This is a genomic window from Nonomuraea bangladeshensis (assembly GCF_039529455.1).
Lineage (GTDB): Bacteria > Actinomycetota > Actinomycetes > Streptosporangiales > Streptosporangiaceae > Nonomuraea > Nonomuraea bangladeshensis.
The window spans coordinates 170,458-184,743 of the sequence record NZ_BAAAMV010000006.1; the positions used below are offsets into that span (position 1 = coordinate 170,458).

Here is a 14,286-nt window from a genome sequence, read left to right on the forward strand (position 1 = left end):
AGAAGGGATTATTGGGCGGCGAGTGCGGCGATCTGATCGGCGTTGAGCACGCCGTCGTAGGTGCGGACGTCGTCGACGGTGCCCGGCCAGTAGCCGGTCAGGGCGCCCGCGCTCTTGGTGCGGCCCAGCTGCAGCGGTCCGGTGGCGTTCCAGGTGCTGGTGTGGCCGGTGACCGTGGTGGCGGACAGGCGGCCGTTGACGTAGATGCGGAGCTGGCCGGTCAGGGAGTCGTACACACCGGCCAGGTGGGTCCACTCCATCGGGTTGGCGAGGGAGTCGGAGCGGGTCCGTACGAGGGTCGCGGTGTCGGTGTCGGCCGAGGCCATCCCGAACACCCAGCGCTGCTGCGCGGTGTCGTAGCCGAGCTGGAACCCGGCGGCCCGGTTGCCCGTCTGGGACACGGCGGCGACGTCCTTGGTGGGCAGGTAGTCGAGCTGGGTCCACAGGGCGACCGTGAAGCCGGTGGCGGTGGAGACCGCGGGCTTGGTGGTCTGGGCCGCGCCGGTGACGCCGTCGAGCGCGAGCGCGCCGTCCAGCCAGCCGGAGGTCCAGGAGGCGGCCCCGGCGAGCGTGGCGGGCGTGGCCCGGCCGGAGGAGTCGGCGGCGGCGGTGCCGCTCTCCTCGTCCAGCGTCCAGTGGCCGACCAGCGTGGACGCGCTGTTGATCAGGTCGGCGATCTCGTCGGCGAACACGGCCCGGCCGTAGGCGCGCACGTCGTCCACGTCGCCCGGCCAGAACTCGGCCGCCGCTCCCGCGACCTTGCCGCGGCCGGCGACGAACGGGCCGGCGGCGTTCCACGGCTGGGTGAAGGCGACCGTGGACTCCAGGCGGCCGTTGACGTAGAGCGAGAGCTGCCGGGACGCCGTGTCGTAGACGCCGGCCAGGTGGGTCCACTCGTTCAGCCGGGGCGCGGCGGCCGACAGGGCGCGGGTGGTCGCCGCGCCGTCGGCGTCGGCGGCGGTGCGGGTGAACGCCCAGCGGTCGTCGCTCTTGGAGTACTGCAGGGCGAACCCGCCGGTCCTGCCGCCCTCCTGGGTGAGCAGGGTCGCGGTGGCGGCGTTGGAGGTCAGGCGGGCCCAGGCGGCGACGGCGAAGTTGCGGCTCGTGTCGAGGACCGGGCCGGAGGTCTGCGCCGAGCCGCTGGCCAGGCGCAGCGCCGAGCCGGTGCGGCCGCTCGTCCACGTCGCGCCGGTCAGGGTCGCGGGGTGGGTGCCCCCCGCGTCGGCGGCGGTGCCGCCCTGGCCCTCGTCGAGCGGCCAGTGCCCGGCCGGCGGGCGGCCGGAGTTGACGTTGAAGACGTACGTGCGGATCGGGCCGAGCTGCCCGGCGCGGTCCTTGCTGCGGACCGACAGCACGTTGGGGCCGTCGTGCCGCGGGGTGATCTGGACCGTCGCCTTGCCTTCCTCGCCCGCCGCGACCACCGTGGTGGGGCTAGTGTCGAGCCCGTAGAGGTAGGAGGCCACGTCGGTGACGCCGTTGGGGCCGAAGCCGAACGTCCCGGCCAGGCCGAGGCCGTCGGACCAGCTGTTCTCCGGGTATTCGGAGGAGATGATCGTGGGCTGCTGGCCGGGCGCGGTGGCGTCCACCGTGGCCTCGCACCAGGGGCTCCAGGCGCTGTTGGCCTTGCCGTCCTCGGCGCGTACCCGCCAGCGGACCAGTGCGCCGTCGGCGTACAGGCTGGTCGGGACGGTGGCGGCGAAGGCGGTGCCGGAGGAGCCGGTGGCGGTGACGTACTCGCCGGCCTTCACGCCGGCGGCGTTGTACCACTCGAAGCGGCCCTTGACCGAGTTGTCGGCGTCCTTGAGCTTGGCCCACAGCTTGGGCGTGGCCGTGCTGATGATGGGCCGGTCGTCGCCGGAGACGCAGGGACCGCCCGGGTCCGACCAGACGTCGGCGGCGACCGGGTCGTTGGGGATGGAGTTGTACTCGATGACCGCGGTCGGGTTGTTCTTGAACTTCTTCCAGGCGTACACGTCGGTCTCGCTGGTGGCCCGGAGGCCGACGGTCATCTGGTTCCACTTCTTGGCCGCGGCGTCGGCGGCCCAGGAGGTGATGTCGAACTCGACGCCGCCGGGCAGGCAGGAGGCGCCCCAGCCCTTGGCCACGTTCACCGTGCTCAGCAGCCTGGTCCAGGTCGGCTGCTTGTTCCAGGTGGTGCTGGAGCTGATCGCGCCGGTGCCCCACGCCTCGACCTTGCGGGCGCTGCAGGAGTAGGACCACGTCTCGTACGTCCGCAGCGTCGCCTTGATGATCTGCTTGCCGTGGATGGTCGCGCCGGTCGCCATCTGGAAGAACGAGCGGTTCTTCTGCGACTCGACGTGCCCCACCCGGGCGACGTCGCTGGAGTTGAGGTAGTTGGAGTTCGGCCAGTTGCTCCAGACCGCGGTCCACGAGCCGCGCGAGGCCGAGAAGTAGGGGTCGAGGTAGACGGGGAACTGGGTCTCCGGGTCCGTCAGCATCGCGCGGTCCGGCTTGAGCCGCAGCTCGCGGCCCTTGACCGCGACGCCCATCGTGGCCTCGCGGGCCTCGGGCGAGCGGCCTTCCCTGAGCGCCTTCGGGCTGGTCAGGCCCTCGGAGTCCCACATCTTGGGCGTGGGGGCGAGGAAGAGCGCGCCGCCTGCCTCGTCGAGCGCCCGCAGGTTGCCCGCCGCGTCGGTCTTCACCGACAGGCCCTCGGCGGCCAGCGGGTACGCCAGCTCGGTCAGGGCCTGCGCGGCTTCCCGCGTCTTGACCACGAGCAGGTGCGAGAAGCCGTCCACGTCGGCCGTGACCTGGAGGTCGACGCCCGGCCTGACCTCGGCGTAGGTGGCGGTGTCGCCGTTCAGCGTGGGTTTGGGCAGCGGGCCGGTCCAGCCCAGCTCCAGGGTCTTGCCGCCGCGTGACAGGCGGGCCAGCGGGCCGTCGCCGCCGCCGGAGAAGGTGACGCCGACCGCGGCGGCGACCGGCTCGATCGCGCCGTCCGGGCGCAGGCGGAGCGTGGTGTCCACGGGCACCCAGCCGCCGTCCCTGCGGACCTGGATCGGGCGTACGTACTGCTCCAGCGTGAACGTGCCGTCGGGTTTGGCGTAGACGCGGCGGGTCTCGCCGCGCATGGACTCGATCTCGACGGTGCGGTTGTCCCGCCGGGCCAGGGCCGCCGCCTGCCGCTCCGCGCCCTCCTGGCCGGGCGGCCCGGCCTGCTCCGGCGGCGCCGCGGCATACGCCGCCGGAGGGGTCTCGGCCGCGGCGGACGGTGCCTGTGTCAGGACCACCGCCACCATCGGAAACGCCATCGCCGCCGCACCAAGTAAACGCACGACCCGCATTTGTCCTCGCCCATGCTGAGCAGGGGTTACGCGCGGAACGGACACCGCCCGGCGTCTCCACGATCTTCGATTGACGCTCGGATTGTCACCCTGTGTCAGACGTGGAGTCCAGAGTTCTGCTCATTATGTTCACGAAAAGCTTCAAAGCTCGCGTCCGCGCGCAAATCCTCGTCAGACCTCGGTGGGCAGCGGATAGGCGGCCGGGTTGACCCGTTTGACGATCTCGTCGAGCACGATCCGCACGTACGGCTCCCCCACCCACAGGTGCTTGGCCCCGTCGACGCCGACGACCTCGGCCTGCGGCACCCGCGCGAAGCGCTCGCGCGCCTCCTCCGGCCGCAGGTAGTCGTCGAACTCCGGCACCAGCGCGGTCAGCGGCCGGCCGAAGGCCGCCCAGGCGTCGAGGTCGTCGTCGGTGGCCCGGTGCAGCGGCGGCGAGAGCAGGATGGCGCCCTGCACCAGCGGGTCGTGCCCCCACTTCAGCGCCAGCTCGGTGCCGAACGACCAACCGACCACCCACACCCGCGGCAGGTCGTGGAACTCGGCGTACTCCAGCGCGGCGGCCACGTCGAAGCGCTCGCCCTCGCCCCCGTCGAAGGCCCCTTGCGAGGTGCCGCGGTCCGAGGAGGTGCCGCGCGTGTTGAAGCGCAGCACCGCCAGGTCGGCGAGGGCCGGCAGCCGGTTGGCGGCCTTCTTGTAGAGGTGGCTGTCCATGAAGCCGCCGTGGGTCGGCAGCGGGTGCAGGGTCACCAGCGTCGCGACCGGGGCCCGCTCTGCCGGCAGGGCCAGCTCGCCGACCAGGGTCAGGCCGTCGGCCGTGTGCAGCTCGATCGGCTCCCGCCGGGCCGGCAGCTCCGTCGCCGCGCGAATCTCCACCATCGTTCCTTTCGGGGGCCAGTAACGGGGGCTGGTAACGGGGGCTAGTAACGGCTGCGGCCGGGGCCGCGGTCGAGCCTCTTGCGCCAGCAGGGCTGGTGCCAGTGGCGGCGTTCCTCGTCGCCGCCCGACCAGGCGGGCCAGGACACCAGGTGCGGCTGACCGGGGCGGATCTCCTGGTCGCAGCCGGGGCAGCGGTAGTTCTTCACCGACGCGGCGCCCGTGAGCATGCGGACCTTCCACTCGCCGTCCGGCCACTCCTCCACCTTGTCGAGGCCGGTCGGGAAGCCGAAGGGGCGGGAGGACTCCCTGCGGCGGGCCCGTCGCGGGCTCATCCCGTGCCGCCTCCGGACCCGCGCAACGTCATGCCCCCGTCGATCGCCATGCCCCCAGTTTTCCAGAGCCGCTAAGGTGGGTCGTCATGCGGCTGGTCATCGCGCGATGCAGCGTGGATTACGTAGGACGGCTCACGGCTCACCTGCCGATGGCGCCGAGGCTCGTGCTCATCAAGGCGGACGGCAGCGTGAGCATCCACGCCGACGACCGCGCGTTCAAGCCGCTCAACTGGATGAACCCGCCGTGCAAGCTCAAGGAGGACGGCGGCACCTGGACGGTCACCCACGGCAAGACCGGCGAGAAGCTGGTCCTGACCATGGCCGAGATCCTCCACGACTCCAGCCACGAGCTGGGCGTCGATCCCGGGCTCATCAAGGACGGCGTGGAGGCCCATCTGCAGGAGCTGCTCGCCGAGCACATCACGACGCTGGGCGAGGGCTGGTCGCTGATCCGCCGCGAGTACATGACGGCCATCGGCCCCGTCGACATCCTCTGCCGCGACGGCCTCGGCGCGACCGTGGCCGTGGAGATCAAGCGGCGTGGCGAGATCGACGGCGTCGAGCAGCTCACCCGCTATCTGGAGCTGCTCAACCGCGATCCGCTGCTCGCGCCGGTCCGCGGCGTCTTCGCCGCCCAGGAGATCAAGCCGCAGGCCCGGGTGCTCGCCACCGACCGCGGCATCGACTGCGTCACCCTCGACTACGACGCGCTGCGCGGCATCGAGCCGGAGAACCCCACGCTGTTCTGAGCCGCCTTTCCGACGCGCCGCAGGTCGTCACGCCCACCTTGCCCTAGTAAGCGATGGCTTACCGGATTATCGTGACGCCATGACCACAGTGACGTTCGACTCACTGAACCCGGCCACCGGCGCGATCGTCGGCAGCCACCCGAAGCAGGGCCCGGAGGCCGTCCGCGAGGCGGTCGGCCGGGCCGACGCGGCCGCCGCCTGGTGGGCGGGCCTGGGGCACGCCGAGCGCCGGCGCCGGCTGCTCGACTACAAGGCGGTCGTCACCCGCGACCTGCGGGAGCTCGCCCGGCTCGTCCACGACGAGACCGGCAAGCCGGTCGGCGACGCCACGCTGGAGATCGTGCTGGCGATCACGCACATCGACTGGGCCGCGCGCAACGCCCACAAGGTGCTGGGCCGCCGCCGGGTCGCGACCGGCATGATCGGCCTCAACCTGGCCGCCACGCTCGAATACCTCCCGCTCGGGGTCGTCGGCGTGATCGGCCCCTGGAACTATCCGGTATTCACGCCTATGGGCTCCATCGCGTACGCGCTGGCCGCCGGCAACGCCGTGGTGTTCAAGCCGAGCGAGTTCACCCCCGGCGTCGGGGTACGGCTGGCGGAGCTGTTCGCCGAGGCGGTGCCCGAGCACCCGGTGTTCCAGGCGGTGACCGGCCTGGGCGAGACCGGCGCGGCCCTGGCCGCCGACCCGCGCGTCCGCAAGATCGCCTTCACCGGCTCGACGGCCACGGCCAAGCGCGTCATGGCGGCCTGCGCCGAGAACCTCACGCCGATCGTGGCCGAGTGCGGGGGCAAGGACGCCTTCATCGTCGACGCCGACGCCGACCTCGGCGCCGCCGCCGACGCCTGCCTGTGGGGCGCGATGTCGAACGCCGGCCAGACCTGCGTGGGCGTCGAGCGCGTCTACGTCGTGGACGCGGTCTACGACGGGTTCATGCGCGAGCTGTCCGAGCGGGTGACCAAGGTGCGCGCCGGTGAGGACTACGGGCCGATCACCATGCCCGCCCAGGTCGAGGTCATCAAGCGGCACATCGACGACGCCGCCAAGGCGGGCCGGGTGGTGACCGGCGGGCCCGGGTCGGTGCGGCCGCCGTTCGTGGACCCGGTCATCGTCGAGGACGTGCCCGAGGACTCCGCGGCCGTGCGCGAGGAGACGTTCGGCCCCACGATCACCGTGCGGCGCACCCGCGACGCGCAGGAGGCGCTGGAGCTGGCCAACGCCTCGTCGTACGGGCTCGGCGGGACGGTGTTCTCCAGGAACGCGCGCCGGGCGACCGAGCTGGCCCGCCTCATGCGGACCGGCATGACGGCGATCAACTCGGTCATCTCGTTCGCCGGGGTGCCGTCCCTGCCGTTCGGCGGCGTCGGCGACTCGGGCTTCGGGCGCATCCACGGGGCCGACGGCCTGCGCGAGTTCAGCAGGCCCAAAGCGATCTCGCGACAGCGTTTCGCGATGCCCGGGATGAACCTGACCTCGTTCTCCCGAGGGCCCGCCGAGCTTGAGCGGCTGATCAGGCTTGTCACGTTCTTGCACGGCCGACGTAAAAGATAATCTTCGTACTCTTTCCCTTAACGGATCATCCGTCCATAATTGTGTGCTCTGGGGGCCACGATCATGTTGGACGGGTGGAATGTGAACCGGTCTTACCGGGGAATGTCGGCTGAGCAAAGGCTGGCGGACAGACGGGAGCGGCTGATGACGGCCGCCTACACGCTATACGCGAAGCCGGGATTCGCGGCGACGACGATCGAAAGGTTGTGCTCGGAGGCGCGGATCTCGAACCGCGCCTTCTACGAATGTTTCGGCGGGCGAGAGGAGCTGCTTCAGGCGCTGCACCAGCGCTGCGTGGAGGAAAGCCTGAGCGTCGTGGCCAAAGCGTTACAGGAGGCCCCGGACACCCTCGAAGGGCGGGTGCGGGCGGGGATTCGCGCCTATATCGAGTTCGCCACGGCCGACTGGCGCCGCGCCCGCATCATGCACGTCGAGGTGCGCAGATCGGGCGACGTGCTGTCAATGTCGCGCCAGCGGGCCATAGAGTCCTTCGCCCGCATCATCCAGGAGGCCGCCGCGGATTTTCCGCAGGATCCGCACGTGAATCGGCGGCTGCTGGCACTCGGCGCCATTGGGGCGTTGCAGGAGTTGCTCATCGAATGGCTGCTGGCCGAGCCGCAGCCGGCCATCGACGATCTCGTGGCGACCGCGGTGCACATCTTCATGCGCAGCCTCGCGGCGCCCTGGTCCGGGACGGTCCCGGGATAAATCCCGCGGTATTCCGTGCGCATAGGGATGCGCACCATCCGTAATCCGGATTTTGTCTAAGTGAGAAAGAGCGGGCGGCGGCTGATCGCCGCCCGCCGCTATATGTCCTCAGGCCACCGCGGCCGCCGGAACCTCCACGAGCAGGACCCGATTCAGCCGGGTCACCGCGAGGATCCGCATGATCCGCGGTGGCACCCCCCGTAGGACGAGGCGGCGTTGCGCGCCCATCGCGCGCCGATGCGCCCCCACGAGCACGCCGAGACCGGTCGCGTCGATCATCTCCAGCTCGGAGAGATCGAGGATCAGGTCGCCCTCGCCGGCGTCGAGAGCGTCGTGCAGCCGCTCGCGCACCCCCGCAGACGTGCCGGCGTCGAGCCTGGCCCCGATCCGCACCACTTGAGCTCTCGGATTGCCTCGGACGCGCATGCCACCTCCTCAGTCACGCGCACAGCCGGTCGCGCCGCGCGCACAGATGCGCGGAACGGACCTCCTGCATGTCATCCCTACCCAGCCACAGGCAGCGACACGACAGCTTCGAGCAGGAACTCGCCATCCTCCGTTGGCCGGGCGCGCACCGCGCCGCCCACGGCGGCCAGCCGCTCCGCCATGCCGGTGAGCCCGCTGCCCAGGTCTGCGGCCTGCCTCCGGGCGACCCCGTCGTTGCGTACGGACAGCTCCGCCTGCTCGGGGGTGAACCTGATCGAGATGTCGCAGAACGTCGCCGTGCTGTGCTTCAGCACGTTGGTGACCGCCTCGCGCACCGCGAAGGCGAAGACGGGGGCCAGCCCGGCGGGGAGCTCACGATAGGGCAGGCGCACCTCGCAGCGGACCCCGGCCGCTTCGAGCACTCCCTTCACGCTATCCAGCTCGGCCGTCAAGTCAAGCTCGCGATAGCCGCGCACGGCCTCGCGCAGCTCGCGCAGGGCCTTCCGGGTGAGTGTGTTGATCTCGGTCAGCTCGGCCTTCGCCGCCGCGGGATCGGCCTCCGACAGGCGCCTGGCCAGCTCGGTCTTGACCGCGATGGCCGAGAGCTGGTGGCCCACCAGGTCGTGCAGGTCGCGGGCGAAGCGCAGGCGCTCCTCGGCCAGCGCGAGCCGCGTGTACGCCTCCCTGCCCTGGTGCGCCTGCTCCGCCAATGTCCAGATCCACAACCACAGCCGGCCGGACGGGGGCAGGGAGGCGCACCAGACGCCGTAGACCCCGACGTAGAAGAGCACGGCCTCCGGCAGGCTCAGGTCCGCGCCGGTCACCCCGGTGTCGGTCACCACCCCGAGCAGGCCGAGCCCCACGGCGACCACGAGGGCCCCCGCCGACTGCAGGACCGCCGTGCGCTTGGAGACCCGCAGCGTGGCGGTGTAGACCCAGACCATGATGAGGAAGCCCCAGCCGAAGGGGTCTCCCCCGCCCGCCGCCGCTCCGATGACCGCGAGGACCGCGCTCACCACGATCTCGCGGAGGGGATAGCGGCCGGCCATCACGGCGTCGATGGCCCGCCAGGCGAGCCAGGTGAAGCCCGCCGCCGCCGCGAACGCGGGCACGGCGCGCCACCAGGGGAACCTCCCCTCGCCGAACAGCACCACGCTGCCCATCGCGAGGATGATCCACAACATGACGAGACCGGCGATCAACGTGATCCACGTGATGCGCCGGGCCCGTTGGAGCGCTTCCATGCTGCCGCCGTCCGCCTACCCGGCGCGCAGCACTTCGGTGAGCTTGATCCGCGCTCCTGTGCGCAGCACCGCCCGGCGGTACACCCCGGCGCCGAACGACAGCACCGCGAGCACCGCCAGCACCATGGCCGCCATGGACGCGCCCACCTGCCACAGCGGCACCTCGGTCGCCGCCATCCGCACGGGCATGACCATGGACGAGAACGGCGGCACGTACGACATGACCGTGGCCAGCGTGCCCGTGGGGTCGGTGGTGGCGTAGAAGGCCACGAAGTACGTGAGCATGATGGTCATGGTCAGCGGCATGATCACGCTGCCCACCTCCTCCTGGCGGGAGACGAGCGAGGCGAACGCGGCCGACAGCGTCGCGAAGAACGCGTAGCCGAGCACGAACCACACCAGCACCCCGGCCACGAGCCCGGCAATGCCGGGCGGGAAGTTCGCGGCGGCGCCGGAGGCGGCCGCGGCGCCGAGGCCGACGGCCAGGATCGCCACCAGGTTGATCAGGCCGAGCACGCCCAGGCCGATGATCTTGCCGGCGAGCAGCTGCCAGGGCCGGATCGAGGAGAGCAGGATCTCCACGATCCGGCTGCCCTTCTCCTCGACGACGCCCATCGCCACCGTCGACACCTGGCCGATGATCAGCATGAACAGCACCAGCACGAGCACCACGGCGATCCCGGTGCGGGCCGAGTCGTACCGCGCGTCCTCGCCCACGGTCTCCATCTGGAGCGGCGGGATCGACACGCCCGCCGCGCCGAGCTTGACCTCGCGGTTCACGCTCTGCAGCAGCACGCCGAGCTCGTCGTCGAGCTGGCCGTCGGCGAGCACCTTGGTCCCGCCGACCACCACGGCGTCCACGTCGCCGTCGAGCACGGCCTGCCGGGCCATGGCCTCGTCGGCGAACTCCTTCCACTCGAACTTCGCCTCCGGCGCCGCCCGGTCCAGCGGCAGCCGCTCGCTGTTCACGGTGCCGATGGTGTAGGAGTCGGGGCGGTCCATGAGCTTGGGCGCGAACGAGACCGCCGCCACCAGGAGAGCCGTCACCAGCAGGCCGATGACGAACCCCTTCGTGCGGATCTGCGTCATCACCTCTCTGCGGGCGACCAGCATCACACCGTTCACGCCACGGCCTCCTTGAAGATCTCGGTGAGGGTCGGCTGCTCGACGCCGAAGTGCTCGACGCGGCCCGCCTTGATCGCGCGGCGCAGGACCTCCTGGTCGTCCGCGTTCGTCGTGCGCAGGATGTGCCGGTCGCCGCGCACGGTGACCGTGCCGGGCAGGCCGTCGGCCCATCCGGGGGCGGGGTCGCGGACCTCCACGCGCAGCGTGTCACCCTCGGCGGCACGCAGCTCGGCCACGGTGCCGGAGGCCACCATGCGCCCGCGCGCGACGATGCCGACCGCGTCGCACAGCCGCTCGACCAGCTCGAGCTGGTGGCTGGAGAAGATCACCGGTACGCCGCCCCTGCACCGCTCCTGGAGGGTGCCGGCCAGCGCGTCCACGGCGATCGGGTCCAGGCCGGAGAACGGCTCGTCCAGCACCAGCACCTCGGGGTCGTGCACCAGCGCGACCGCGAGCTGCACGCGCTGCTGGTTGCCCAGCGAGAGCGCCTGCACGGCCTCGTTCCTGCGCTCGGCGATGCCCAGCCGCTCCATCAGCTCCTCGGTGGCCTTCTGCGCGGCCGGCGCGCTGAGCCCGTGCAGGCGGCCGAAGTACTCGATCTGCTCGGCGACCCGCATCTTCTGGTACAGCCCGCGCTCCTCCGGCATGTAGCCGAAGCGGCGCCGCATGTCGTAGTCGAGCGGGCGGCCCTGCCAGCTCACCGAGCCGGAGTCGGCCTGGAGCACGCCCATGACGATCCGCATGGTGGTCGTCTTGCCGGCGCCGTTCGCGCCCACGAACCCGTACATCTCCCCAGGCCGCACGCTGAAGCCCACGCCGTCCAGCGCGACCTTTCCGCCGGGGGCGTCGGGGCCGCCCGCGAAGCGCTTGCGCAGCTCGCTTATCTCCAGCATCAGGTCCTCTCCTTCGTCATGGGTCAATAGTGGCGTTCGCACCGTTCGCCCAGGTAGTCACCGAAATCACGGGCCGGACATGCATCCCGCGTCCGATCGGGATGACTTTTGTCATTACGCTGAGCGCATGACGCGTGCCGACAAGGACAAACCGGTCGTTCTCTCTCGCATTTACACCCGTGCCGGCGACGACGGCACCACCAGGCTGAGCGACATGAGCACGACCGCCAAGACCGATCCGCGGCTGGCCGCGTACGCCGACGTGGAGGAGGCCAACGCCCACCTCGGGCTGGCCCTGTCGTTCGGCACCCTGCCGGGCGAGCTGGCCGAGCTGCTGACCCGCCTGCAGAACGAGCTCTTCGACGTCGGCGCCGACCTCGCCACACCGGTCACGGACAACCCTGAGTACCCGCCGCTGCGGGTCGAGCAGTCCTACGTGGACCGGCTGGAGGAGCAGTGCGACCGGCTCAACGAGGGACTGAAGCCGCTGCGCAGCTTCATCCTGCCGGGCGGCGACCCCGCGACGGCGGCGCTGCACGTGGCCCGCGTGACCGTACGCAGGGCCGAGCGCACCACGTGGGCCGCCCTGCAGGTCCACGACGACATGAACCCGCTGACCGCGAAATATCTCAACCGGCTGTCGGACCTGCTGTTCATCGCCTGCCGCGTGGCCCACGCCGGCCAGGAGATCCTGTGGAAGCCGGGCGGCACCCGCTGAACACCCCCGGGGCGGCGCTCAGGCCCGCGCTGCGGCCCCGTCAGGCCACGTCGAGGTAGGCGCTGGGCGGCGCGGACTCCAGCCACGCCAGGAAGCCCGTGAGCGCGTCGGCGCTCATCGCCAGCGAGATGCCCCGCGTGCTGCCGCTGCAGTCCACCGCGTAGAGGCCGTCGCCGAGCTCGCGACGGGCGGAAACGACGAGGCCGCGCCTCGCGATCGCGTGGCGCGGCCTCAGTCGGACGCCCAGGAGCGGGATCCAGTGGAGTTCCCCGTCGGCATAGCGGGCCACCCCGCTGCGCCAGCCGCGGTCACCGGCCCGCAACCGACAGGGTACGTTGCCGCGCGAGCGCAGCATGAACACGCGCGGCACCACGAGGGCGGCGAGCAGCACTACGAGAACCACAACCGTCGCCACCATGCCGCCCCCTGACAGCTCTGTTATACGTCTTCCCCCGCCGCGCGGAGCCGGGCCCTGGCACGCTTGGCCTCGATCGCCGCGTCGGCGTCTTCCTGGTTGGCCTCGATGGAGGCCTGAGCGCGGTCGAGCGCGTCACGGGCAGCCGCGACGTCGACCTCCGACCCGAGCTCGGCGACCTCGGCGAGCACGGACACCTCATTGTCGGCCACGGAGATGAACCCGCCGTGAACAGCCGCCACGAGGTCGACCTCGCCCTCCCGCTTCACGCGCAGCACACCGCCCTCGACGAGAACGCCGAGCACAGGTGCATGTTGCGGCATAATACCGATCTCGCCGTCCACGGTCTTGGCAATCACCATGTCGGCCTCGCCAGACCAGATCTCACGCTCGGGTGAGACAACCCCTACGCGTAGCTTCGCCACTTGTGCAGGTTCCTTTCCGATCAGGTGGCGGCGCGGGACCATGCCCGGGCCGCCACCGTATGGCGATTAGCGACGCTGGAGTTCCTTGGCCTTGGCCACGGCCTGCTCGATGCCGCCGACCATGAAGAACGCCTGCTCGGGCAGGTGGTCGTACTCACCCGCGCAGAGGCCCTTGAAGGAGGCGATGGTCTCGTCGAGCGGCACGGTCTCGCCCGGCTGGCCGGTGAAGGCCTCGGCCGCGTACATCGGGTGCGACAGGAAGCGCTCGATGCGGCGGGCCCGCTGGACGGTGACCTTGTCCTCCTCGGACAGCTCGTCGATGCCGAGGATCGCGATGATGTCCTGGAGCTCGCGGTACTTCTGCAGGATCCGCTTGGTCTCCTGGGCCACCCGGTAGTGCTCCTCGCCCACGATCTGCGGGTCGAGGATCCGGGAGGAGGAGTCGAGCGGGTCCACCGCGGGGTAGATGCCCTTCTCCGAGATCGGCCGCGACAGAACGGTCTGCGCGTCGAGGTGCGCGAACGCGTTGTGCGGGGCCGGGTCGGTGATGTCGTCCGCGGGGACGTAGATCGCCTGCATGGAGGTGATCGAGTGACCGCGGGTCGAGGTGATGCGCTCCTGGAGCACGCCCATCTCGTCGGCCAGCGTGGGCTGGTAACCCACGGCCGACGGCATGCGGCCGAGCAGGGTGGAGACCTCGGAACCGGCCTGCGTGAAGCGGAAGATGTTGTCGATGAAGAGCAGCACGTCCTGCTTCTGCACGTCGCGGAAGTACTCTGCCATGGTCAGCGCCGTCAGCGCGACCCGCAGACGGGTGCCCGGCGGCTCGTCCATCTGGCCGAAGACGAGCGCGGTGTCCTTGAGGACGTCCGCCTCCTCCATCTCCAGCCAGAGGTCGTTGCCCTCACGGGTGCGCTCGCCCACGCCGGCGAAGCACGAGGTGCCGCCGAAGTTGCGGGCGACACGGCGGATCATCTCCTGGATGAGGACCGTCTTGCCCACGCCGGCGCCGCCGAACAGGCCGATCTTGCCACCCTGCACGTACGGGGTGAGCAGGTCGATGACCTTGATGCCGGTGACGAGCAGCTCGGTGCGGGACTCGAGCTGGTCGAAGGCCGGGGCCGGACGGTGGATGCCCCACCGCTCGGTGATCTTCAGCGACGAGGTCGGGACGTCCAGCGTCTCGCCCAGCGCGTTCCACACGTGGCCCTTGACGACGTCGCCGACGGGCACCGAGATCGGCGCGCCGGTGTCCTGGACCGCCTGGCCGCGGACCAGGCCGTCGGTGGGCTGCATGGAGATGGCGCGGACCAGGTTGTCGCCGAGGTGCTGGGCGACCTCCAGGGTCAGCGTCTTGGTCTCGCCGCCGAGGGTGACCTCGACCTTGAGCGCGTTATAGATGTCGGGCATCGCGTCGACGCCGAACTCCACGTCGACGACGGCGCCGGTGACGCGCGCCACACGGCCGGTGCCGGCCGCGGCGGCTTCTACAGTTTCAACAGCCTCTGCAGTCAT

At 71.0% G+C, this 14,286-nt stretch carries 14 protein-coding genes; 4 read left to right on the top strand and 10 right to left on the bottom strand.

The genetic code is table 11. The annotated features are described in order from the left end of the window. Positions 1–8: 8 nt before the first annotated feature. The 3 genes from ABD292_RS20350 to ABD292_RS20360 form a co-directional block, all read right to left on the bottom strand. Positions 9–3,272, bottom strand: coding sequence for a LamG-like jellyroll fold domain-containing protein (locus ABD292_RS20350; RefSeq protein WP_344209430.1), 3,264 nt, complete (start codon positions 3,270–3,272; stop codon positions 9–11). A gap of 204 nt (positions 3,273–3,476) precedes the next feature. Beyond that, positions 3,477–4,181, bottom strand: coding sequence for an alpha/beta hydrolase (locus ABD292_RS20355; RefSeq protein ID WP_344210458.1), 705 nt, complete (start codon positions 4,179–4,181; stop codon positions 3,477–3,479). A 44-nt stretch (positions 4,182–4,225) separates the two neighbouring features. Then, the gene (locus ABD292_RS20360; RefSeq protein ID WP_344209432.1) at positions 4,226–4,516 is read right to left on the bottom strand and encodes an ATP/GTP-binding protein; all 291 of its coding nucleotides are present in this window, start codon (positions 4,514–4,516) and stop codon (positions 4,226–4,228) included. Positions 4,517–4,602: 86 nt separating this feature from the next. On the opposite strand from ABD292_RS20360, the gene nucS reads away from it, so the two are divergent. The 3 genes from nucS (at position 4,603) to ABD292_RS20375 (ending at position 7,525) form a co-directional block, all read left to right on the top strand. Beyond that, the gene (gene nucS, locus ABD292_RS20365; protein ID WP_344209434.1) at positions 4,603–5,265 is read left to right on the top strand and encodes an endonuclease NucS; all 663 of its coding nucleotides are present in this window, start codon (positions 4,603–4,605) and stop codon (positions 5,263–5,265) included. Between the two features lie 79 nt (positions 5,266–5,344). Then, positions 5,345–6,817, top strand: coding sequence for an aldehyde dehydrogenase family protein (locus ABD292_RS20370; protein ID WP_344209436.1), 1,473 nt, complete (start codon positions 5,345–5,347; stop codon positions 6,815–6,817). A 144-nt stretch (positions 6,818–6,961) separates the two neighbouring features. After that, complete coding sequence (locus tag ABD292_RS20375) at positions 6,962–7,525, top strand: TetR/AcrR family transcriptional regulator (protein WP_344209438.1); 564 nt, start codon at positions 6,962–6,964, stop codon at positions 7,523–7,525. Between the two features lie 108 nt (positions 7,526–7,633). Here the strand turns inward: ABD292_RS20375 and ABD292_RS20380 are convergent, their stop codons facing one another. From ABD292_RS20380 to ABD292_RS20395, 4 genes are all read right to left on the bottom strand, one after another. Further along, positions 7,634–7,951: an STAS domain-containing protein gene (locus tag ABD292_RS20380; RefSeq protein WP_344209440.1), complete on the bottom strand. Its 318-nt coding sequence runs from the start codon at positions 7,949–7,951 to the stop codon at positions 7,634–7,636. 77 nt (positions 7,952–8,028) lie between these two features. Then, positions 8,029–9,195, bottom strand: a complete 1,167-nt coding sequence (locus tag ABD292_RS20385) for a sensor histidine kinase (RefSeq protein ID WP_344209442.1) — start codon at positions 9,193–9,195, stop codon at positions 8,029–8,031. Between the two features lie 15 nt (positions 9,196–9,210). Further along, on the bottom strand, positions 9,211–10,320 hold the full coding sequence (locus tag ABD292_RS20390) for an ABC transporter permease (protein ID WP_344209444.1): 1,110 nt from the start codon (positions 10,318–10,320) through the stop codon (positions 9,211–9,213). After that, complete coding sequence (locus ABD292_RS20395) at positions 10,317–11,213, bottom strand: ABC transporter ATP-binding protein (RefSeq protein ID WP_344209446.1); 897 nt, start codon at positions 11,211–11,213, stop codon at positions 10,317–10,319. The genes ABD292_RS20390 and ABD292_RS20395 overlap by 4 nt, the downstream gene beginning before the upstream one ends. Before the next feature lie 127 nt (positions 11,214–11,340). Between ABD292_RS20395 and ABD292_RS20400 the strand changes: the two genes are divergently transcribed. Continuing rightward, on the top strand, positions 11,341–11,931 hold the full coding sequence (locus ABD292_RS20400; RefSeq protein ID WP_344209448.1) for a cob(I)yrinic acid a,c-diamide adenosyltransferase: 591 nt from the start codon (positions 11,341–11,343) through the stop codon (positions 11,929–11,931). Positions 11,932–11,971: 40 nt separating this feature from the next. Here ABD292_RS20400 and ABD292_RS20405 read toward each other — a convergent pair whose 3' ends face one another. The 3 genes from ABD292_RS20405 to atpD all read right to left on the bottom strand — a co-directional run bounded on the left by ABD292_RS20405 (position 11,972) and on the right by atpD (position 14,286). Beyond that, positions 11,972–12,334 (bottom strand): DUF2550 domain-containing protein, encoded by a 363-nt coding sequence (locus ABD292_RS20405; RefSeq protein WP_344209450.1) that lies wholly within the window; start codon positions 12,332–12,334, stop codon positions 11,972–11,974. Positions 12,335–12,369: 35 nt separating this feature from the next. Continuing rightward, positions 12,370–12,771, bottom strand: a complete 402-nt coding sequence (locus tag ABD292_RS20410; protein WP_091090848.1) for a F0F1 ATP synthase subunit epsilon — start codon at positions 12,769–12,771, stop codon at positions 12,370–12,372. Positions 12,772–12,837: 66 nt separating this feature from the next. Continuing rightward, positions 12,838–14,286, bottom strand: coding sequence for a F0F1 ATP synthase subunit beta (gene atpD, locus ABD292_RS20415; RefSeq protein WP_344209453.1), 1,449 nt, complete (start codon positions 14,284–14,286; stop codon positions 12,838–12,840).